Source organism: Nocardioides sp. Leaf285 (genome assembly GCF_001422955.1).
GTDB lineage: Bacteria > Actinomycetota > Actinomycetes > Propionibacteriales > Nocardioidaceae > Nocardioides > Nocardioides kribbensis.
On the sequence record NZ_LMNH01000003.1, the window covers coordinates 845,611 to 866,042 of the forward strand.

Below are 20,432 nucleotides of genomic sequence, written 5' to 3' on the forward strand. Positions count from 1 at the left end.
GGCGGCGTACCTGCGGGCCACCTCAAGACGGCGACCGCACGCGGTGTTCTTGAGGTGGTCTTCAGGTCGGCGACGGCACACTGTCGAGGTGCCGATCCGTGACGCCGCCGCCCGCCTGCTCGTGGTGGAGGACGACGACGTCATCCGCGAGTCGCTGGCGAGGTCGCTGCGCTCGGAGGGCTACGCCGTGCGTGCGCTGGCCGACGGCGGCGCGCTCGAGGAGGAGCTGGCGGCCCACCGCGTCGACCTCGTGGTGCTCGACTGGATGCTCCCGGGGCGCGACGGCCCCGAGTTGGTGCGCGTCGTGCGACGGCGCAGTGACGCCGCCGTGGTGATGCTCACCGCCCGCGAGGCCGTCGAGGACCGCCTGCGCGGCTTCGAGGTCGGCGTCGACGACTACCTGGCCAAGCCCTTCGTGGTGGAGGAGCTGCTCGCCCGGGTGCGGGCGGTGCTGCGCCGCACCGGCGCCGTGGCCACCACGATCGAGATCGACGACCTGGTCGTCGACGAGGAGGCGGCGCGGGTCACGCGCGGCGGCCACGACGTCGCGCTCACCGCCACCGAGCTGCGGCTGCTGGCCCACCTGGCCCGCCACCGCGACCGGGTGCTCTCCAACGCCCAGATCCTCAGCCAGGTGTGGGGCTACGACGACTACGCCGACAACCTCGTGCAGGTGCACCTCAGTGCCCTGCGCCGCAAGCTGGAGGTCCACGGACCGCGTCTCATCCACACCGAGCGCGGCCTGGGCTACGTGCTGCGGGCGCCCCGGTGAGCGGCGCGGCGCACGGCCCGGTCGCGGTGTCGGGCCTGCGCACCCCGTCGCTGCGGCGGCGGGTGACGCTGGTCGTGGTGGCCCTGGTGGCCGTGCTGCTGGTGGTGCTGGTCGCGGCCACCGAGCTGGCGCTGCGCGAGCGGCTCGACGACCAGCTGCGCCAGCGTCTCGTCGAGCGCGCGGGGGTGGCCGACGCCCTCGTGGGCCAGGTCGACGACCGCGACCTGGCCCGACGCCTGGAGGGGGAGGGCGTCTCGGCGGTGGTGCGGGCCGCCGACGGCGAGGTCTACGCCGAGGGTCCGCTGGCCGGGGCGGCCGGCGTGGCCCCGGGGGACGGCGAGGAGATCACAGGAGGCTCCGGAGGCACGGGAGGCGGCTCGGGCACGGGCGAGGGGCCGGCCGACGGCGGGCCCCGGGGGCCCGCCACGGTGCCCAGCCCGCTGGGGGACCCGGGTCCGCCCGACCCGCCGGGCGCGACTCCCGCGGTGCAGGAGAGCGGCGACCTGCTCGCGGTCGCGCGCAGCCTCACCGACGGCAGCACGCTGCTGCTGCTCGCCGACGCCAGCGACGTCCGCGACACCGTCGCCCAGGTCAGGCTGGTGCTGCTCGTGACCGCGGTGACGGTGCTGCTCGCCACCGCCCTCGTCGTGCCGCTGGTGGTGGGCGGGGCGCTGCGGCCGCTGCGTCGCATCACCGACGTGGCCCGCAGCATCACCCGCGGTGACCGCGGGCGCCGGCTGCGCCCGACCACGCCCGGCACCGACCTCGGCCGCACCGCGCTGGCCTTCGACGAGATGCTCGACGAGGTGGTGGGCGCCGAGGCCCGAGCGGTCGACTCGGAGGCCCGGCTGCGCGACTTCGTCTCCGACGCCGCCCACGAGCTGCGCACCCCGGTGACCGGCATCCGCGCCGCTGCCGAGCACGTGCTGCGCGCCGACCCGCCGCGCGAGGAGCGGGAGCAGGTGCTGGTGGACCTGATCCGCGAGGCCCAGCGCGCCGGCCGGCTCGTCGACGACCTGCTGCTGATGGCGCGCATCGACCGCGGTCTGGCCCTGGTCACGGGCCCGGTCGACCTGCGCTCGGTGGCCGAGGAGGTGGCGAGGTCGCCGCGGCCCGGCCCGGCGGTGGTCCGGGTCGTGGGCGACCCGGCGGTGGCCGTGGCCGACCGCGACCGGGTCGTGCAGGTGCTGGGCAACCTCGTCGACAACGCCGTGCAGGCCGGCGCGCGTCAGGTCGAGCTCCGCTCGTCCTACGACGGGGACGCGGCGGTCGTGGAGGTCGTCGACGACGGACCGGGCATCCCCGCGGCCGACCGCGAGCGGGTCTTCGACCGGCTGGTGCGGCTCGACCCCGCCCGCGAGCGCCGGGCGGGCGGCTCGGGCCTCGGGCTCTCGATCGCCCGCGGCCTGGCCCGCGCCCACGGCGGCGAGCTCGTCTGCCGCGAGCCCGCCGGCGGCGCGGGCGCCCGGATGCGGCTGACACTGCCCGCGGGAGCGACCGTGGACGGTCCCGTGGGCGCGGCGACCACCCCGCGCGGGTGAGCCGGGGAGACCCGGCGCGGGGTAGACCGGAGGCATGAGCTATCCCCTGAGCCGCCTCATGTCCACCGCCACCGCCGGCTACGGCGCCTTCGCCCTGCTCAAGCCCGACCACCTCGGCTCGGCCATGCAGGCCGGCCGCTCCGAGCGGGGCGGCTACGACGTGCTGGCCCGCACCTACGGCGTCCGCGACCTCGGCATCAGCGCCGCCGGTGCGCTCGGGCGCTCCGACAAGGTCGTGCGCACCGCGATGCTGCTGCGCATCGTCGGCGACCTGGGCGACTGCGCGATCCTCGCCGCCAAGGCCCCCGACTCCCAGGTGCGCGGCAAGGTGATGGCCGTGACCCTCGGCTGGGCGGCGCTCAACACGGTCGCCCTGGTCGTCGACGGGCGACGCGCCGCCTGAGCGTCGCGGGCCGGTCCCGCGGGCGGGCGCGTCGCACCGGGCCCGCGCGCTCGCCGGCCCGGCGTCGCCGCTAGCGTCTGTCGCCGACGAGGAGGCGACCGTGACCGACGACCGCGCCGTGGGCGCGCCCACCACCCTGCACCTGCGGGCAGCCGGGGTCAGCGTGCTGCTGGCCCACCACCCCGACGTGGACCACGGCGGGCCGTGGGTGGCCCACTGGGGTGCCGACCTGGGTCCGCTCGACGAGGCGGCCCGCGGGGAGGTCGTGCGTGCCGGGCACCGCGAGCTGACCCCCAACACCGTCGACGAGCTGCGCCCGGTCGGCCTGCTCCCCGAGCACGCCTCGGGCTGGCCCGGCACGCCCGGCCTGCGAGGCTCGCGCGCCGACGGCGCGGACTGGTCGCCCGTGCTGCGGGTGCGCCGGGTGTCAACCACCGCGGCGGACGCGGCGGACCCGGCGGCGCTGGGCGGCAGCGCGACGTACGAGCTCGTCGACGCGGTCGCGGGGCTGGAGGTGCTGCTCGAGGTGGAGCTGCTGGCCAGCGGGCTGCTGCGCACCCGGGCCACGCTGACCAGCACGGGGGAGGGCGACTACCGCCTCGACGCGCTCGAGCCGGCGCTGCCCGTGCCGACCCGGGCCGGGGAGCTGCTCGACCTCACCGGGCGCCACGCACGCGAGCGCAGCCCCCAGCGGCGCCCGGTCACCGTGGGTGCCCACGTGCGCGAGGGCCGCCGCGGACGCACCGGCACCGACGCCACCCTGCTCACCGCCCTCGGCGAGCCCGGCTTCGGCTTCCGCCGTGGCGAGGTGTGGGCCACCCACGTCGCGTGGTCGGGCGACCACCGCAGCCGCGTGGAGCGGGCCACGACCGGGGTGACGCTGGTCAGCGGAGGCGAGCTGCTGCTGCCCGGCGAGGTCCGGCTGGCGCCGGGGGAGTCCTACGCCTCGCCGTGGCTCTACGGCAGCCACGGCACCGGCCTCGACGAGGTCACCGCACGCATCCACACCCACCTGCGCTCGCGCCCGCAGCACCCGAGGCACCCCCGCCCGGTCACCCTCAACACCTGGGAGGCGGTCTACTTCGACCACGACCTCGAGGTCCTCACCGAGCTGGCCGAGCTGGCCGCCGGGGTCGGGGTGGAGCGCTACGTGCTCGACGACGGCTGGTTCCGCGGTCGGCGCGACGACACCGCCGGCCTCGGCGACTGGTACGTCGACCCCACGGTCTGGCCCGACGGCCTCGACCCGCTCATCGGGCGGGTGCGCGCGCTGGGCATGGAGTTCGGGCTGTGGGTGGAGCCGGAGATGGTCAACCTCGACTCCGACCTCGCCCGCGCCCACCCCGCGTGGGTGCTGGGCACCGGCGGGCGGGTGCCGGTGGCCTCGCGCCAGCAGCAGGTGCTCGACCTCGCCCACCCGGACGCCTTCGCCCACGTCCTGGAGCGCCTCGACGCCCTGCTGTCCGCGCACGACATCGCCTACCTGAAGTGGGACCACAACCGCGACCTCGTCGACGCCGGCAGCGGCCCCGCGGGCGCGGCGTCGGTGCACCGCCAGACGCTGGCCTTCTACGCGCTGGTCGACGAGCTGCGCCGCCGGCACCCCGGCGTCGAGATCGAGTCGTGCTCCTCGGGTGGTGGCCGCATCGACCTCGAGGTGCTCGAGCGCACCGACCGGGTCTGGGCCTCGGACTGCATCGACCCCCTCGAGCGCCAGGGCATCCAGCGCTGGACCTCGCTGCTGGTGCCCCCGGAGCTGCTCGGCGCCCACATCGGCTCCGCGCGCTCCCACACCACCGGACGCACCCACGACCTGTCCTTCCGCGCCGGCACCGCCCTCTTCGGCCACCTCGGCATCGAGTGGGACCTGCGCGAGGCCACCGCGGCGCAGCGCGAGGAGCTCGCGGCGTGGGTGGCGCTGCACCGGCGGCTGCGCCCGCTGCTGGCCACCGGCACGACGGTGCGCTCCGACCACCCCGACCCCGCCACGCTCGTGCACGGGATCGTCTCGCCCGCGGCCGACCACGCGGTCTACGCCGTCGTCGCGACCGCCGGGCCGACCACGTGGCCGCCCGGCCCGGTCACGCTGCCCGGTCTCGACGCGGCGGCGACGTACGACGTGGCGGCGCTGGCGCCCGGTGACGTCGTGCACGGCCCCGGCTACTCGCCGCTGCCGTGGTGGTCGACCGGCGTGCGCCTGACCGGGCGGGTGCTCGACACCGTCGGGGTGCAGGTCCCGGCGCAGGACCCCGAGCACCTCGTGCTGATCGAGGTGCGCCGCGTCGGGTAGCCGGTGCGGGGAGGGGGGTCAGTCGAGGGCGAACTGGATGCGGCGGATCTCGCTCGAGATCGGCGCGAACAGCTCGCGACGGATCCGGTTGTGCTCCTCGTCGAGGTCGTAGACGCGGTAGGCCTCCGCATCGGCGAAGTCGGCGGTCAGCACGTAGCCGGCGTTGCCCTCCCGCAGGCCCAGGTCGAGACCGGTGCGCATCTCGAACGCGACACCCTCGACGCGCAGCGCCGCGATCGCGTCGAGCGCGGCCTGCGCCTGCTCGCGCGTCGCGTCGTCCCGGAGCACTCCCACCACCACGTTGCGGATCATGGGCCCATCGAAGCAGGGCCGGTGGTCCGGGCCTCGCGGGGGCCCCGGACCGGGCGGGGCACCTGACGTCGGCGGGAGCGCGGCGTCGGTAGAGTGCGCGGCTGGACGGGCGCGACCCTCGACCGTCCGCACCGTGGGGCGGTAGCTCAGCCGGTCAGAGCAGAGGACTCATAATCCTTGGGTCGTGGGTTCGAGCCCCACCCGCCCTACGTCAGCGAGCCCCCGGGACCGTGAGGTCCCGGGGGCTCCGCCGCCGCTGCGGCACGGAGACGCTGCGCCGCCTCGGCGGCGCGGTCGCTCAGCTGTCGGCGCCGCGCCCGGTGGAGGTCTGGAGCCGGTCGATGTGCTCGGAGGCCTCGGCCTTGGTCAGGTCGGCGGGAAGCGTCTCGCCGGCCTCGCGGGCCAGGGTGTCGAGGTAGCTCTTCTGGGCGCCGGTGATGGGCTCGTCGCCGGTCACCCAGTCGTTGGGGTCCTTCTCGGCGTTGGTCGGGCTGGGGTTGTCGGCACCCAGGACCTCGCCGTCGGGCACGCCGCTCGGGGTCTGCTCCGTGCCCTGCTCGGGAGCCTGGTCGTTCGAAGACATGTTCGATGAGGTCATGGGCCCACGCTACGTCGGGGCGCCGGCGGACCCCAGACCCCGAACGGGTGAGGGCGTCGACCCCGGCGGGGTGATCGGGCGGGGTGCTATTTTCCGCCGAGGGTGGTGCGAGCCGTGCCGGTGCACCGACCCGACAGGAGCAGGCCGACCGGACCGAGGGAGAGGCGCCGCGTGGAGGACGTGTCACGTGAGCCCGGTGCCGTGCCCGCCCACCCCGGGTCCCCGTCGACCCAGGCGCCCCGACGCGGACGCCGGCGGGCCAGCAGCCGACCGGCCCTCGCCCGGCGCACGCGGCGGGCCCGTCCCTCCACCTCGCCCTCCACCCCGCCTCCCACCCGCCGCCGCGGCGGTGCCCGCGCCGACCGGCGCCGCCGTCGCGCCGCGGGCCTGCCCGGCACGCTCGGGGTGACGCTGCTCGGCGCGCTCGTGCCGGGGGCCGGCTTCCTCTACACCGGACGCCGCCTGCTCGGGGCCCTGGTGCTGCTTCCGGTGCTGGCCCTGCTGGGGGGCGCGGCGTGGTACGTCGGGCGCGACCTGCGCGCCCTGCTCGCCTTCGCCGTCGACCCCACCCGCCTCACCATCGCCGCGGTCGTGCTGGTGCTCGGCCTCGCGACCTGGGTGGCCGTGGTCTACCTGACCTACCGCCAGGTCAGGCCCCCGAGCCGACCCCGGTGGCACACGGCGGTCGGCCACGGGTTCGTGCTGGTGCTCTGCCTCGCGATCGGTGCGCCCTTCGCGGTGGCGGCGCGCTACGCCCAGGTGCAGGCCGGGCTGGTCGGCACCGTCTTCGACGACGACCGCAACGAGAGCGCCACCGTGCCGACCGACGTCACCGAGGAGGACCCCTGGGGCGGGCGGGAGCGGGTGACCGTGCTCCTGCTCGGCGGCGACGGCGGCGAGGGTCGCACCGGCGTGCGCACCGACACCGTGATCCTGCTGAGCATGGACACCACCACCGGCCGCGCGGTCACGGTGAGCCTGCCGCGCAACCTGATGAACGCGCAGTTCCCCGAGGACAGCCCGCTGCACGACCTCTACCCGACCGGGTTCAGCGGGCCCGAGGACGACGGCTTCTACATGCTCAACGCCATCTACGGCCAGATCCCCGAGCGTCACCCGGGCATCCTGGGGGCGAGCGACAACGAGGGTGCCGACGCCCTCAAGCAGGCCGTCGAGGGCAGCCTCGGGGTGCCGGTCGACTACTACCTGATGGTCAACCTCAAGGGCTTCGAGGACGTCGTCGACGCCATCGGCGGCATCACCGTCAACGTCAACGAGCCGGTCGCCATCCAGGGCAACACCGACCTGGGCATCCCGCCGGTCGACTACATCGACCCCGGCCCCGACCAAGAGCTCGACGGCTTCCACGCGCTGTGGTTCGCCCGGGGGCGCTACGGCTCCGACGACTACGAGCGCATGGACCGCCAGCGCTGCGCGGTCGACGCCATCATCGAGGCCGCCGACCCGATGACCGTGCTGCAGCGCTACCAGGCCCTGGCCGAGACCGGGCAGGAGATCGTCTCCACCGACATCCCGCGACGGATCGTGCCGGCGCTGCTCGACCTCGCCCTCAAGGTCAAGGACGCCAAGGTCAAGTCGGTCGTCTTCCGGCCCTCCGAGCGATTCTTCTCCGGCGACCCCGACTTCGACTACATGCGCCAGGTCGTGGCCAAGGCCCTCGAGCCGCGCTCGCGCCCCGGGCTGGGCAAGAAGGACCCCGGCCGGGCCGAGGACCCCGAGGACTCCTGCGCCTACGCGCCGGCCGACGGCACCGACGCGACCAGCAGCACCGACACGGCCGCGGCGTACTGACCCGAGCGGTCCCGGCGGGCCCTCAGCGGTGGCCGGCGACCGCGTGGGGCACGTAGCCGGAGCCGAGCTCGTCGAGCTCCTCGTCACTGAGCTCGAGGTCGACCGCGGCCACGGCGTCGGTGAGGTGGTGGGCCTTGGTGACGCCGACGATCGGCGAGGTGACCACCGGCTGGTGCAGCAGCCAGGCCAGCGCGACCTGCGCCGGCGCGACGCCGCGTCGCTCGGCCAGGGCGAGCACCGTGGCGACGATGTCGGCGTCCTCGTCGCGGTAGAGCGTGCCGCCGAACTCGTCGGTCTCGGTGCGGGAGGTCTCGGTGTCCCAGGGGCGGGTCAGCCGGCCCCGGGCCAGCGGGCTCCACGGGATGACCCCGACCCCCTGGTCGGCGCAGAGGGGGAGCATCTCGCGCTCCTCCTCGCGGTAGAGGAGGTTGTAGTGGTCCTGCATCGACACGAAGGGCGTCCAGCCGTGGGCGCGCGCGACCTCCTGGGCCTTCGCGAACTGCCAGGCGTACATCGAGGAGGCGCCGAGGTAGCGCGCCTTGCCCGAGCGCACCACGTCGTGGAGCGCCTCCATGGTCTCCTCGATCGGCACCTCGGGGTCCCACCGGTGGATCTGGTAGAGGTCGACGTAGTCGGTGCCGAGGCGGCGCAGCGACGCATCGATCTCGTGGAGGATCGCACCGCGCGAGAGGCCGGCGCCGTGGGGCCCGGGGCGCATGCGGCCGTGGACCTTGGTGGCGAGCACGACGTCCTCGCGCCGGGCGAAGTCGCGCACCGCGCGGCCGGTGATCTCCTCGCTGGAGCCGCCGGAGTAGACGTTGGCGGTGTCGAGCACCGTCACGCCCGCCTCCAGGGCGTCGCGGATGATCGCGCGGCCGGCGTCCTCGTCGAGCACCCACGGGTGACCGCCCCGTGACGGGTCGCCCCAGCTCATGCACCCGAGGGTGACGACGGAGACCTCGAGGCCGCTGCTGCCGAGTCGTGTGTAGCGCATGGGCCCATCCTGCGACGGGCCCCCAAGCCGGCCCGGTGTGGATGCGGTGCGGGTGGGACGCGGGTGGGACACGGGTGTTGCGTGGTCAGCGCGGGGTGGCGAACGTGCTCGTGGTGCCGTCGTCGTGGACCACGAGCCCCGAGCGTCCGGGGCGCTGCCGCAGCCACGCGAGCGCGTCGGGGCCCAGGGCGTAGGCGCAGGTGGCGTCGACGTCGGCCTCGGTGAGGGTCGGGGCCACCACCGTCACCTGCCGCACCCCGCGGGCCGTGCGGCCGGTGCGCCCGTCGAGCAGGTGAGCGCCGCGGTGGGTCGTGCCCGAGGTGGCGACCGCGCCGTTGCCGACCGGCACCACGGCGAACAGCCGCGACGCGTCGCGCGGGTCCTCGACACCGACCCGCCACAGCGGCGTACGCCGGCTCCGGGTGCGGCAGAGCACGTCGCCGCCGCCCGACAGGCACCAGTCGGTGCCCACCAGCGGCTCCAGCGCGCGGGCCGCCCGGTCGAGGGCCCAGCCCTTGGCCACGCCCGTCGGGTCGAGACGCACGCGGCCCACGGCGTCGGGCAGGCGCAGCGTGAAGGCGCCGCCGGAGTCGCGGGTGGCGTCCTCCCCGAGGGCGAGGACCTCGGCCAGCTCCGGTGGGCACTGCGCCAGGGAGACCTCGCCCCGGTCCAGCCGCGACACCCAGGAGTCCTCGCGCCAGGTGCTCAGCAGCGCGTCGCTGCCGCGCAGGCTCGTCATGACCGCCGACCAGGCCTCGAGCGCGGCCGGGTCGTCGGGGTCGGCGGCGTGTGGCCCCCGCAGCGCGAGGCTGACCGGCAGGCCCATGACGTGGTCGACGTGGCGGCGCGTCGGGCCGGGTGCGGTGGCCGCGGGGGCGCTCACAGGCCGGCCTGGTCGAGGGCGTCCTGCAGCGAGCCGACGTAGCCCTGGCTGGTCACGGTGGCGCCGCTGACCATGTCGATGTCGGCGCTCTGGGCGTCGAGCGTCTCCTGCACCAGCACCGGCAGCGCGTAGGCGTTGATCTCCTGGTCGTGACCGTTGCCGGAGGGGTACTGCAGCACGTCGACCCCGGTGATCGCGCCGCCGCCGTCCACCGTGAGCTGCACCTGCACCGGCCCCCACTGGGTCTGCACCACGCTGCCGGTCACCGTGCTCGACCCACCGGAGCCGCCCGAGCCGGAGTCGCCGCCTCCCGCCCCTGCGCCGGTCGACCCACCGGTGGTGCTCCCGCCCGTGGTCCCGCCCGTGGTCGCGCCGGCGGTGCTCGTGGTCGTGGCGCTGTAGGCGGGCAGGGCCGCGGTGGTGCTCGGGCCCTCCAGGGAGGTGCGGTAGCCCAGGAGGAGCACGACGGTCGACAGCGTGCTCAGGGCCCACAGGGAGATGCGTCTCATCGGGTCACCACCGGAAGGTCTCGAGATGGATGTGGTCGGGGTGCGCGCCTGCCGCGCGCAGGCTGGCGAGGACGGAGTCGCTCCAGCCGTCGGGGCCGCAGACGAAGATGTCGCGCTCGGCGACGTCGGGCACGAGGCGGAGCAGGGCCGTCGTGTCGTCGACGGGCGGCACGCCGTCGCCGAGCCAGGAGCCGGGAGCCCGGCGGGGGCCGGGGAGCCCCACGAGGCGCAGGCCGCGCTCACGGGCCAGCACGGCGAGCTCGGCGCCGAGCAGCGGCTCCCGGGCGTAGCGGTGGAGCACGACCACGTCGCCGGGGGTCTGGTCGAGCCCCTCGGCCAGCGCGCGCAGCGGGGTGATGCCCACGCCCGACCCCACCAGGAGCACGCCCCGGCGGGTGCGGGCACGCGCGGTGAGGCGCCCGAAGGGCCCCTCGACGAGCACGCGGGTGCCCGGGCGCAGCGAGGCGACGGCGGCGCTGCCGTCGCCGAGCGCCTTGACCGTCAGGCGCAGGCTGCGTCCGTCGGGGGCGGCCGAGAGCGAATAGGGGTGGGCGCGCGACCAGCCGGGGCCGGTCAGGAAGCGCCAGAGCAGGAACTGCCCGGCCTCGACCCGCAGCCGGTCGAGGCGTCCGGCGAGGTAGACCGACACCGCGGCGTCGCCCTCCGCCACCACCGAGGTGACCCGGAGGTCCAGGCGCCAGGAGCGCCACAGCGGCAGCGCCACGCGCCACAGGAGCACAGCGCCGGCCGCCGCCGCCCAGGCGCTCCACCAGTAGACGGTGGCCGCGGTCGAGGCGAGCAGCTCCTGCCCGGTCCACAGCTGGTGGGGCAGCGCGAGCCCGACCCCGAGGTAGGCGTAGAGGTGCAGCAGGTGCCAGGACTCGTGGCGCAGCCGGGAGCGGGCCGCGCGGATGCTGGTCACCACGACCATGACCAGGCAGACCAGGCCGGCGAGCGCGAGCAGCATGCCCGGGTAGTCGACCGTAAGGTCCCAGGCGGTCGCCGGGGTGGCCAGCAGGTCCCCGGCGGCGTAGCCCCAGACGGTCAGACCGACGTGGGCCAGCACGAGGTCGAAGGACACGAAGCCGACCACGCGGTGCAGCCGTGCCAGTCGGTCCTGGCCGAAGGCGCGCTCGAGCCACGGCAGTCGCGCCATGAGCAGCACCTGCGCGAGCAGCAGGTCGGAGCCGACCAGTCCGGCGAGGCGGCCGCTGGAGAGCAGACCCGTCTCCCACCCCGCGAGGTCCTGCACCCCTCCGCCGGCGACCCACCAGTAGGTGACGACGAGCAGGCTCAGCCACAGCGCCGCCACGGCCGAGGTCCGGACCGCTGCGTCGACGCGCGCGGCACCGGTGTCGAGCGCCGCGGACGTGCTCGGGCCCCGTGCGGCGCCGGGGGAGCGGCGAGGGTGGTCACGTGGCCGACCCGCTCGCGTCGTCGTCGGTCGTCGCGCCGGGGACGGCGGGGTCGGGCGCGGTCCCCCCGGGAGCGGTGCCGTCGGGTGCCGTGCCGTCGGGCAGGGTGCCGTCGGGAGCGGCGGGGAACCCTCCCGCGGGGCCGTCGCCGTCGGGGCCACCCTGAGCGGGGAAGCCGCGGTCGTCGCCGTCGCCGTCGCCGGGTCCGTGGCCCGACGGCGCGCCCGGCACTCCGGTGCGGTCGCCGTCGGGCCCGGTCGCCCGGCCCACCGCGAAGCCGCCCGCGGCCGAGCCCAGCAGCAGCAGCGCCGCGAGCGCGCCGGCGGCGGCCACGCGTGCGCCGCGGCGGCGGGGGAGCCGCTCGCGCCACCGGCGGCGGGTCGACAGCGGCGCGGCGGCAGCGGTGTCCGTCGGGGCGCCCGTCGAGGCGGCCGTCTCGGCGCTCGGAGCGGGGGCCTCGGCCGGGCGTGCGGCGGCGAGCGGTGCGGTGGGCGCCGCGGGGCCGGTCGGCTCCCAGCGCGAGCCGCTGGGGGTGGGCCGGTCGGTGCCGGATCGGTCGTCGCTCATGGTGGTGTCCTCTCGCCGGGTCTGCGACGTCGCTCGACGTCTCACACCGAGGACCCTCGCCGGGGCGGCTGGCAGCACCACCGGGACCACCTGTGCGCCACCTGTGAGGCACCGACGGGATGTCGTGCTGGTGCCCGGGGCCGGCGTGCGGCACAATGGGGCGCACAACTACACGAGTGTCATTCGTGCGACCGACATCTGACGACGAGACCGCTGGGGAAGGCGTAGCTCGCGCCGCAGATGAAGGAGGTCACGGTGACCACACAGACTGCCACCCGTAATTCGACGAGGGGCGTGCTCTACGTGCACTCAGCGCCCTCGGCGCTGTGCCCGCACGTGGAGTGGGCCGTCGGCGGAGTGCTCGGTGTCGCCGTCAGCCTCGACTGGACGCCGCAGCCGGCGCAGTCGGGCACCTACCGAGCCGAGCTGTCCTGGGCGGCCTCGGCCGGCAGTGCTGCCGCCATCGCCTCGGCGCTGCGCGGCTGGAACCACCTGCGCTTCGAGGTCACCGAGGAGCCCACCAGCGCCACGGAGGGCACCCGCTTCTCCTACACCCCCGAGCTCGGCGTCTACCACGCCGTCACCGGGCTGCACGGCGACATCATGATCCCCGAGGACCGGCTCAAGGCCGCGGTCGTCAAGGCCGCGCTGGGCGAGGTGACCCTGCTGACCGAGATCGACAAGCTGCTCGGCAAGCCGTGGGACGACGAGCTCGAGACCTTCCGCCACGCGGGCGACGGCGCGCCGGTGCGCTGGCTGCACCAGGTCGTCTGAGGCCGTCGGGCCGGTCGCCGACGCTGGTCCGGCACCCCGCAGGGCCGACGCCGTGAGGTCCCGCCGAGCCCGGTGCCGCGAGCCGTCGGGTCAGCTCGGCAGGCGCAGACGGAAGCGGATCGGCTTGATGGAGCCGTCGTGGATCTCGTCGACGTTCTGCAGCGTGAGCTTGCCGCGCAGCGTGAAGCGGCCCGGCACGGTCGCGGTGCGGCAGAAGCGGATCGAGTCCACCCCGGCCTTGGGGTCGGCGCCCTTGAGCAAGGCGCCGGCCGCGACCCGCTCGCCCCGCCGGTCGACCAGGAACGTCTCCAACGCCCACTGGTCGAAGCGCGGCTTCACCTCCACCTCGTAGCGGTAGCGGTAGTCGTGGCAGCCCTTGCGCAGGATCCCGTCGCCCCGCTCGACCTGGGCGAAGCGGGCGAAGCCCTCGTGACCCGGGTGCGCCGGCGCCGGCGCAGCGGGCCCGAGCACGGCGGCGCCCAGCGCCGTGGCCGCCGCGACGGCCAGTGCGGCCGCGCGCGGGCCCCGGACGGCGCGGGCGCGGCGGATGGACGGTCGGATCAGCGCGAGCGTGGTGGCGGGCATGGGGGTCGACCTCCCGGGTGGTCGTCGTGTGACGGTGGTCTCCCCACCGTGCCACGGGCGCGGCGGTGACGCGACACGCCCCCGGATCGTGGGACGACCCGGGGGCGTGCTGGTGCGTGCTGGTGCGTGCGGGGGGCGCGGTGGGAGGCCGGCGAGGAGCCTCAGAGCGGGATGTTGCCGTGCGCGCCGTGGCGTACGCCGACGCTCTGCACGGCCTCGTCGATGGCGCGCGCGATCATGCTGCGGGTGCGCTCGGGGCTGACGACCTCGTCCACGACCCCGATCTCGACGGCCTTGTCGACACCACCGGCGATGCGCTCGTGCTCGGCGGCGAGCTCGGCCTCGACCTGGGGACGGATCTCCACCGACACCTCGGCGAGCTTGCGCCGGTGCAGGATGCGCACCGCGGCGACAGCGCCCATGACTGCGACCTCGGCCCCGGGCCAGGCGAACACCTTGGTGGCACCGAGCGAGCGGGCGTTCATGGCGATGTAGGCGCCGCCGTAGGTCTTGCGGGTCACCAGGGTGACCCGGGGCACGACGCACTCGCCGAAGGCGTGCAGGAGCTTCGCGCCGCGACGCACGACGCCGTCCCACTCCTGACCGACACCGGGCAGGTAGCCGGGCACGTCGACGAGGACGATGAGGGGCACCCCGAAGGCGTCGCACATGCGCACGAAGCGGCTGGCCTTCTCCGCCGACAGCGAGTCGAGGCAGCCGCCGAGGCGCAGCGGGTTGTTGGCCACGACACCGACGGTGCGCCCGCCGAAGCGGCCCAGGGCGGTGACGATGTTGGGCGCCCACCGGGCGTGGAGCTCCTGGGCGGTGCCCTCGTCGAGCACCGACTCGACCAGCGGGTGCACGTCGTAGGCGCGCTTCTTCGACTCCGGGAGCAGGGCCGCGAGGTCGCGGTCCTCGACGTCCTCGACACGCAGGCTGCCCTGGGCGCCGAGCAGCGAGGCCACGCCGCGGGCGCGCTCGAGGGCCTCGGCCTCGGAGTCGGTGAGGATGTGCACGACGCCGGAGCGGCGACCGTGCGGCTCGGGACCACCGAGACGCAGCATGTCGACGTCCTCCCCGGTCACCGAGCGCACGACGTCGGGCCCGGTGACGAAGATGCGTCCCTCGGGGCCGAGGATGACCACGTCGGTCAGCGCCGGGCCGTAGGCCGCGCCGCCGGCCGCGGGGCCGAGCACCACGGAGATCTGCGGGATCTTGCCCGAGGCCTGGGTCATCACGTGGAAGATGCGGCCCACGGCGTGCAGGGAGAGCACGCCCTCGGCCAGGCGCGCCCCACCGGAGTGCCACAGGCCCACGATCGGCACGCCGTCGGTCATCGCGCGGTGGTAGGCGTCGACGACCACGCGGCAGCCCACGTCGCCCATCGCCCCGCCCATGACGGTGGCGTCGGAGCAGAACGCGACCACGGGCGAGCCCGCGACCTTGCCGATGGCGGCGAGCATGCCGGAGTCACCGTCGGGGGTGAGCAGCTCCATCGAGCCGTCGTCGAAGAAGGCGGTCAGGCGCAGGACCGGGTTGCGGGGGTCCTGGTCCCGGGGGAGCTTCGCCGGCTTGGCGGGCGCCGCCTGGACGCTCATCGGTAGGTCCCGTACGCGACGGCGACGTTGGCGCCGCCGAAGCCGAAAGAGTTGTTGAGCGCCGCGATGTCGCCGTCGCGCAGGGTGCGGGCGGTGGTGGCGATGTCGAGCTCGACCTGCGGGTCGAGGTCGTCGAGGTTGATCGTGGGCGGCACCAGGCGGTGGTGCAGCGCCAGCACGGTCGCGATCGACTCCAGCGCGCCGGCGCCGCCGAGCAGGTGGCCGGTCATCGACTTGGTGCTCGTGGTGACGACCTCCGAGGCGTGCGAGCCCATCACCGCGTGCAGCATCAGGCCCTCGGCGATGTCGCCCTGCGGGGTCGAGGTGGCGTGGGCGTTGACGTGGACGATGTCGGCGGGGCTGATGTCGGCCTCGAGGAGGGCCCGCTTGATCGCGCGGGTGCCCCCACGGCCCTCGGGGTCGGGCTGGGCGATGTCGTGGGAGTCGGCGGTGATGCCGGCACCGAGCACCTCGGCGTAGATGCGCGCACCGCGGGCGCGGGCGTGCTCCTCCGACTCCAGCACCAGCACGCCGGCGCCCTCGCCGAGCACGAAGCCGTCGCGCCCGGTGTCCCAGGGACGGGAGACGGTGGTGGGGTCGCCGCCCTCCTCGCTGCCGGTCTTCGACAGCGCCATCATGTTGGCGAAGGCCGCCATCGGCAGGGGGTGGATCGCGGCCTCGGTGCCGCCGGCGACGACGACGTCGGCACGGCCGAGGCGGATCTGGTCGATGGCCAGCGCGATGCTCTCGTTGCCCGAGGCGCAGGCGGAGACCGGGGTGTTCACGGCGGCGCGGGCGCCGACGTAGAGGCTGATGTTGGCGGCGGGCGCGTTGGGCATGAGCATGGGCACCGCCAGCGGGGAGACGCGGCGGGGGCCCTTCTCCTTGAGCACGTCGTAGTTCGACAGCAGCGTGGTGACACCGCCGATGCCGGAGGCCATCGCGACGCCGAGGCGGTCGCGGTCGAGCTCGGCGTCGAGGAGGCCGGCGTCGGCCCACGCCTCCATGGCCGCCACCATCGCGAACTGCGAGGAGCGGTCGAGACGCCGGGCCTTGACCCGCTCGAGCACCTCGGTGGGCTCGACGGCCACGCGACCGGCGATCTTGACCGGCATGTCCGCGGCCCACTCGTCGGTCAGGCGCCGGACGCCGGAGCGGCCGGCGACGAGCGCGTCCCAGGTGGTGGCGACGTCGCCGCCGACGGGGCTGGTGGTGCCGAGCCCGGTGACCACGACTCGGGTGCGGGCGGATGGCGCGGATGTCATCGTCAGGGTGTCCTCACGTGCGGGAAGGGACGCGTCGGGCGGTGCTGCTGCGCCCGCCCGACGCGGGTGGTGCGGGGCGGCCCCGGGGTCCGGGGCCGCCGTGGTGCTGCGGTGGTGCTGCCGGTCAGGCGGAGGCGCGCTCGATGAACGCCACGGCGTCGCCGACGGTCTTGAGGTTCTTGACCTCGTCGTCGGGGATGGACACGCCGAACTTCTCCTCGGCGGCCACGACGACCTCGACCATCGAGAGCGAGTCGACGTCGAGGTCGTCGACGAAGGACTTGTCGAGCTGGACGTCGTCGGCGTCCACGCCGGCGACCTCGTTGACGATCTCGGCGAGGTCGGCGCGGATCTCTTCGGTGGTGGGCATCGCGTGATTCCTTCTCTGTGGTGGCCGCGGGAGGTCCCCGCGGGGGTTCGGGTGGTGCGTCGGGTACGTCGGGGGCGTGCGGTCGGGCTCCTGCCGGGCCCGCGCGGGGCCGCTCAGGGCCCGGTCAGGGGATGGTGACGACCTGCGCGGCGTAGGAGAGCCCGGCGCCGAAGGCGATGAGCAGCGCGAGGTCGCCGGAGCGGGCGTCGCCCTCGGCCACCATGCGGTCCAGCGCCAGCGGCACGGAGGCGGCGGAGGTGTTGCCCTGGTCGACGATGTCGCGGGCGATGCGCACGTCGGCCGGCAGCTTCATGGCCCGCGCCATGGTGTCGGTGATGCGGTTGTTGGCCTGGTGGGGCACGAAGCAGTCGAGGTCGTCGACGGTGATCCCGGCCCGCTCGACGGCCTCCAGCCCGGTCTTGGCCATCTGGAAGGAGGCCCAGCGGAAGACGGCGTTGCCCTGCATCACCAGGTGCGGCACGCGGGGCTCCTCGGAGGTGAGCGCCTGGTGCCAGTCCTCGCGGGTGCGGATGAGGTCGTACTGCTCGCCGTCGGAGCCCCAGACGACCGGGCCGATGCCCGGGGTCTCGCTCGGTCCGACGACCACGGCGCCCGCACCGTCGGCGAAGATGAAGGCGGTGCCGCGGTCGGTGGGGTCGGTGATCTCGGAGAGCTTCTCGACCCCGATGACCAGCACGTGCCCGGCGCTGCCGCCGCGCACGAGGTCGGAGGCCAGGGCCACGCCGTGGCAGAAGCCGGCGCACGCCGCGGAGATGTCGAAGGCCGGGGCGTGGTCGGTGCCGAGCTCGTGGGCGACGGCGGTGGCCAGCGACGGCGTGCTGAGGTGGTGGCTGACGGTGGCGACGATGACGCAGCCGATGTCGCCCGGCTCCAGGCCGGCGCGCTCGACGGCCTGGCGGGCGGCGCCCACGGCCATCACCTGCACCGTCTCCTCCTCGGTGGCCCAGCGCCGCTCGCGGATGCCCGAGCGCTGCTGGATCCACTCGTCGGAGGAGTCGATGGCCTCGACGACCTCGGAGTTGGGGACGACGCGCGAGGCGCGGTAGGCGCCGACGCTCTTGATGGCGGCGTGGGCGGCGCCCTGGGCGGTGCGCAGGCCCGTGGTGGCGGCCATCAGCTGGCGCCGTGGGGGTGCAGGCGCAGCAGGGGCTGACCGGGGGAGACCAGGTCGCCGTCCTCGACGAGCCACTCGACGACCTGGCCGCCGTGGTTGGCGGTGACGACCAGCTTGTCGCGCGAGCTGGCGACCTCGCCGATCACCGCGCCCGCGGCCAGCTGGTCGGTGGCGCCCGCCGCCTCGTCGCGGTGGAAGGTGCCCTTGGTGGGGGAGACGACCATGCGCCAGGTGGGGCTGTTCTCCATGCCGGCGGACTCGCCGTGCTTGTCGCAGAAGGCGCGCGCGTCGTCGAGCTGGTCGGGGGTCTTGAGGGCGAAGGTCTCCACGCCCTTGAGCGCCCGCTTGGCGATGCCGGTCAGGGTGCCGGCCGGCGGCATCTCGAGGATGCCGGTCACGCCGAGGTCCTCCATGGTCTCCAGGCACAGGTCCCAGCGCACCGGGTGGGAGATCTGGCCGACCAGGCGGCGCAGCACCTCGCGACCGTCGTGGACGACCTGCCCGTCGCGGTTGGAGATGACGCGGGTGCGGGGGTCGTGGGTCGAGACCGCGCGGGCGAGGTGGCCGAGGTGGCCGACCGCGGGCTCCATGTGGTGGGTGTGGAAGGCGCCGGCGACCGAGAGCGGCACGAGGCGGGCCTTGGCCGGGGGAGCGGCCCTGAAGGCCTCCAGCTGCTCCAGGGTGCCGGCGGCGACGACCTGGCCGGGGCCGTTGTCGTTGGCGGCGGTGAGACCGTGCTCGGCCAGGCCGGCCAGCACCTCCTCGCGGTCACCGCCCAGCACGGCGGCCATGCCGGTCGGGGTCGCGGCCGAGGCCTCGGCCATGGCCTTGCCGCGCTCGCGCACCAGCACCATGGCCTGCTCGGCGGTGATGACGCGGGCGCCCGCCGCGGCGGCGATCTCGCCCACGGAGTGGCCGGCCACGGCCCCGATGCGCTCGAAGGCGTCGCCGGGGTGCGGGAAGAGCGCGAGCGCCGTGACCAGACCGGTCGCCACCAGCAGCGGCTGGGCGACCTTGGTGTCGCGGATGGTCTCGGCGTCGGCGTTGGTGCCGTAGTCGACGAGATCGAGGCCCGCGACGGTGGAGAGCCACTCGAAGCGGGCGGCGAAGGTGGGGTCCTCGAGCCAGGGGGTGAGGAAACCGGGCGACTGGGCTCCCTGACCGGGAGCGACGATGACGAGCACACCCCCACTCTGCCGGGGCCCGGGGCCGGGACCCACCTGCGGCGCGCACCAAGTGCGCGGCTCGAAGTTGTAGGAACCCGACAAATCCGGTTTACAGATGTGTCGTGGTGTCCGAAGCCGGTCGTGCCGGGGTCCGCCGACCCGACTGCCGCCCGAGCACCAGCGCCATCTCGAGGGTGAAGGCGTCGCGCGGCTCGCCGGGCGCGTAGCCCGTGAGGTCGGCGACCTGGCGCAGCCGGTAGCGCACGGTGTTGGCGTGGACGAAGAGCGCCCGCGCGGCGCCCTCGATGGAGCCGCCGGCGGCGAGGTAGGCCGCGAGGGTCTCCACCAGCGTGCCGCGGGCCCCGACCAGGCGGAGGTAGACGTCCTCCACCAGGTGGCGCCGGGCGTGGCCGTCGCCCACCAGCACCCGCTCGGGCAGCAGCTCGTTGGCCAGCACGGGGCGCGGCGCCTCGGGCCAGCCGCTGGCGGCGCGCAGCGCCGAGACCGCGGCCCGGGCCGAGACGTGGGCCTCCGCGAGGCTCCCGGCGACGGGCCCGACGACGACCGGTCCCTCGCCGAAGAGCCCGACGACCACGTCGGCGGCGGCGCGGGGGTCCTCGACGCCGCCCAGGATGACGACGAGCCGCTCGCCCTGCACGGCGCACAGGGCGTCGGTGCCCGCGGCCCGGGCCCGTCGGCGCGCCTCGTCGAAGAGGTCGGTCTCGGTGCGTCGCGCCGGCGCCGACCCGAGCACGACCACGACCCGGCCGCGCGCGGTCCACCCGAGGGCGCTGGCGCGGGACAGCACGGTCTCGTCGGCCTCGGCGCGCAGCACCGAGTCGACGACCAGCGCCTCGAGGCGGGCGTCCCAGGCGCCGCGGACCTCGGCGGCGCGCGCGTAGACCTCGGCGGTCGCGAAGGCGATCTCGCGGGCGTAGCGCAGCAGGGCGGCGTGCACGTCGACCGCCTCCTCGGGCTCCAGCACGCTGTCGACGTTGCTCTCGACGACCTCGATCGAGAGCCGCACCAGGTCGACGGTCTGACCCAGGGTGATGACGCCGGCCAGGGTGCGGGGCGCGGCCTCGAAGATCGACCCGGCCAGCGCCGGCCCGGACCCGGGGGTCCCGCCGTCGGCGCCGTACCACTCCACGAACCCGCGCACGCCCGCCTGCACGATGAGGCCGACCCAGGAGCGGTCCTCGGCGCTGAGCTCGCGGAACCACGGGACGGAGGCGTCCATGCGGGCCGTGGCGGCGGTGCTGAGGGCGCCGGTGGCGCGCAGCAGGCGCGCCGCGGCGCGGCGCCGCTGCTCCGAGGGGTCCGCGGCGGCAGGGGGCACGCCCCGAGGCTAGTGCCCCCGCGCAGGTGAAATCAGCGGTGGGCCGGGCGGTTGTGCTGCGTGGGCCGCGGGGCGTCTGGTTGAATCCCGCACAACGTCGCAGC

General features: G+C 75.5%; 20 protein-coding genes and 1 tRNA gene. 7 read left to right on the forward strand and 14 right to left on the reverse strand.

The genetic code is table 11. The features are described from left to right. The first annotated feature begins 88 nt into the window (after positions 1 to 88). From ASF47_RS12290 to ASF47_RS12305, 4 genes are all read left to right on the forward strand, one after another. On the forward strand, positions 89 to 772 hold the full coding sequence (locus tag ASF47_RS12290) for a response regulator transcription factor (RefSeq protein ID WP_228943410.1): 684 nt from the start codon (positions 89 to 91) through the stop codon (positions 770 to 772). Further along, positions 769 to 2,313 (forward strand): sensor histidine kinase, encoded by a 1,545-nt coding sequence (locus ASF47_RS12295; protein ID WP_056864234.1) that lies wholly within the window; start codon positions 769 to 771, stop codon positions 2,311 to 2,313. The genes ASF47_RS12290 and ASF47_RS12295 overlap by 4 nt, the downstream gene beginning before the upstream one ends. Before the next feature lie 34 nt (positions 2,314 to 2,347). Further along, the gene (locus ASF47_RS12300) at positions 2,348 to 2,716 is read left to right on the forward strand and encodes a hypothetical protein (RefSeq protein ID WP_156697872.1); all 369 of its coding nucleotides are present in this window, start codon (positions 2,348 to 2,350) and stop codon (positions 2,714 to 2,716) included. Positions 2,717 to 2,816: 100 nt separating this feature from the next. Further along, the gene (locus ASF47_RS12305; RefSeq protein WP_056864236.1) at positions 2,817 to 5,006 is read left to right on the forward strand and encodes an alpha-galactosidase; all 2,190 of its coding nucleotides are present in this window, start codon (positions 2,817 to 2,819) and stop codon (positions 5,004 to 5,006) included. A gap of 18 nt (positions 5,007 to 5,024) precedes the next feature. Here ASF47_RS12305 and ASF47_RS12310 read toward each other — a convergent pair whose 3' ends face one another. Further along, a complete protein-coding gene (locus ASF47_RS12310; RefSeq protein WP_056864237.1) occupies positions 5,025 to 5,318 on the reverse strand; it encodes a Dabb family protein in 294 nt (97 codons plus the stop codon). Positions 5,319 to 5,453: 135 nt separating this feature from the next. Here ASF47_RS12310 and ASF47_RS12315 point away from each other — a divergent pair. After that, a tRNA-Ile gene (locus tag ASF47_RS12315) sits at positions 5,454 to 5,527 on the forward strand. An 89-nt stretch (positions 5,528 to 5,616) separates the two neighbouring features. Here the strand turns inward: ASF47_RS12315 and ASF47_RS12320 are convergent. Further along, on the reverse strand, positions 5,617 to 5,916 hold the full coding sequence (locus ASF47_RS12320; protein ID WP_056864238.1) for a DUF3072 domain-containing protein: 300 nt from the start codon (positions 5,914 to 5,916) through the stop codon (positions 5,617 to 5,619). A gap of 171 nt (positions 5,917 to 6,087) precedes the next feature. Here ASF47_RS12320 and ASF47_RS12325 point away from each other — a divergent pair, with 171 nt between their 5' ends. Further along, positions 6,088 to 7,728 carry an LCP family protein gene (locus ASF47_RS12325; RefSeq protein WP_056864239.1) on the forward strand — a complete coding sequence of 547 codons (1,641 nt, stop codon included), beginning with the start codon at positions 6,088 to 6,090 and terminating at the stop codon, positions 7,726 to 7,728. A gap of 22 nt (positions 7,729 to 7,750) precedes the next feature. Here the strand turns inward: ASF47_RS12325 and ASF47_RS12330 are convergent, their stop codons facing one another. The 5 genes from ASF47_RS12330 to ASF47_RS12350 form a co-directional block, all read right to left on the reverse strand. Next, positions 7,751 to 8,722, reverse strand: coding sequence for an aldo/keto reductase (locus ASF47_RS12330; protein WP_056864240.1), 972 nt, complete (start codon positions 8,720 to 8,722; stop codon positions 7,751 to 7,753). An 85-nt stretch (positions 8,723 to 8,807) separates the two neighbouring features. Continuing rightward, positions 8,808 to 9,605 (reverse strand): FAD:protein FMN transferase, encoded by a 798-nt coding sequence (locus ASF47_RS12335; RefSeq protein WP_235558732.1) that lies wholly within the window; start codon positions 9,603 to 9,605, stop codon positions 8,808 to 8,810. Continuing rightward, entirely contained in the window at positions 9,602 to 10,114 is a 513-nt protein-coding gene (locus tag ASF47_RS12340; RefSeq protein ID WP_056864241.1) for an FMN-binding protein, read from the reverse strand. The genes ASF47_RS12335 and ASF47_RS12340 overlap by 4 nt, the downstream gene beginning before the upstream one ends. Positions 10,115 to 10,118: 4 nt before the next feature. Continuing rightward, entirely contained in the window at positions 10,119 to 11,426 is a 1,308-nt protein-coding gene (locus ASF47_RS12345) for a ferredoxin reductase family protein (protein WP_056864242.1), read from the reverse strand. A 100-nt stretch (positions 11,427 to 11,526) separates the two neighbouring features. After that, a complete protein-coding gene (locus tag ASF47_RS12350) occupies positions 11,527 to 12,096 on the reverse strand; it encodes a hypothetical protein (protein WP_056864243.1) in 570 nt (189 codons plus the stop codon). Between the two features lie 240 nt (positions 12,097 to 12,336). On the opposite strand from ASF47_RS12350, the gene ASF47_RS12355 reads away from it, so the two are divergent. Continuing rightward, positions 12,337 to 12,870 carry a DUF3145 domain-containing protein gene (locus tag ASF47_RS12355; RefSeq protein ID WP_056864244.1) on the forward strand — a complete coding sequence of 178 codons (534 nt, stop codon included), beginning with the start codon at positions 12,337 to 12,339 and terminating at the stop codon, positions 12,868 to 12,870. A 90-nt stretch (positions 12,871 to 12,960) separates the two neighbouring features. Here the strand turns inward: ASF47_RS12355 and ASF47_RS12360 are convergent, their stop codons facing one another. From ASF47_RS12360 to ASF47_RS12390, 7 genes are all read right to left on the reverse strand, one after another. Next, the gene (locus tag ASF47_RS12360) at positions 12,961 to 13,455 is read right to left on the reverse strand and encodes a hypothetical protein (protein WP_056864245.1); all 495 of its coding nucleotides are present in this window, start codon (positions 13,453 to 13,455) and stop codon (positions 12,961 to 12,963) included. Positions 13,456 to 13,616: 161 nt separating this feature from the next. After that, positions 13,617 to 15,053, reverse strand: a complete 1,437-nt coding sequence (locus ASF47_RS12365; RefSeq protein ID WP_056864246.1) for an acyl-CoA carboxylase subunit beta — start codon at positions 15,051 to 15,053, stop codon at positions 13,617 to 13,619. Then, positions 15,050 to 16,318, reverse strand: a complete 1,269-nt coding sequence (fabF, locus tag ASF47_RS12370) for a beta-ketoacyl-ACP synthase II (protein WP_056864247.1) — start codon at positions 16,316 to 16,318, stop codon at positions 15,050 to 15,052. Before fabF ends, ASF47_RS12365 begins: the two co-directional genes overlap by 4 nt. 124 nt (positions 16,319 to 16,442) lie before the next feature. Further along, a complete protein-coding gene (locus ASF47_RS12375; protein WP_056864248.1) occupies positions 16,443 to 16,688 on the reverse strand; it encodes an acyl carrier protein in 246 nt (81 codons plus the stop codon). A 124-nt stretch (positions 16,689 to 16,812) separates the two neighbouring features. Continuing rightward, positions 16,813 to 17,823 carry a beta-ketoacyl-ACP synthase III gene (locus tag ASF47_RS12380; protein WP_056864249.1) on the reverse strand — a complete coding sequence of 337 codons (1,011 nt, stop codon included), beginning with the start codon at positions 17,821 to 17,823 and terminating at the stop codon, positions 16,813 to 16,815. Then, entirely contained in the window at positions 17,823 to 19,007 is a 1,185-nt protein-coding gene (locus tag ASF47_RS12385; protein ID WP_056864250.1) for an acyltransferase domain-containing protein, read from the reverse strand. Before ASF47_RS12385 ends, ASF47_RS12380 begins: the two co-directional genes overlap by 1 nt. A 91-nt stretch (positions 19,008 to 19,098) precedes the next feature. Further along, a complete protein-coding gene (locus ASF47_RS12390; RefSeq protein WP_056864251.1) occupies positions 19,099 to 20,328 on the reverse strand; it encodes a PucR family transcriptional regulator in 1,230 nt (409 codons plus the stop codon). Positions 20,329 to 20,432 lie beyond the last annotated feature (104 nt).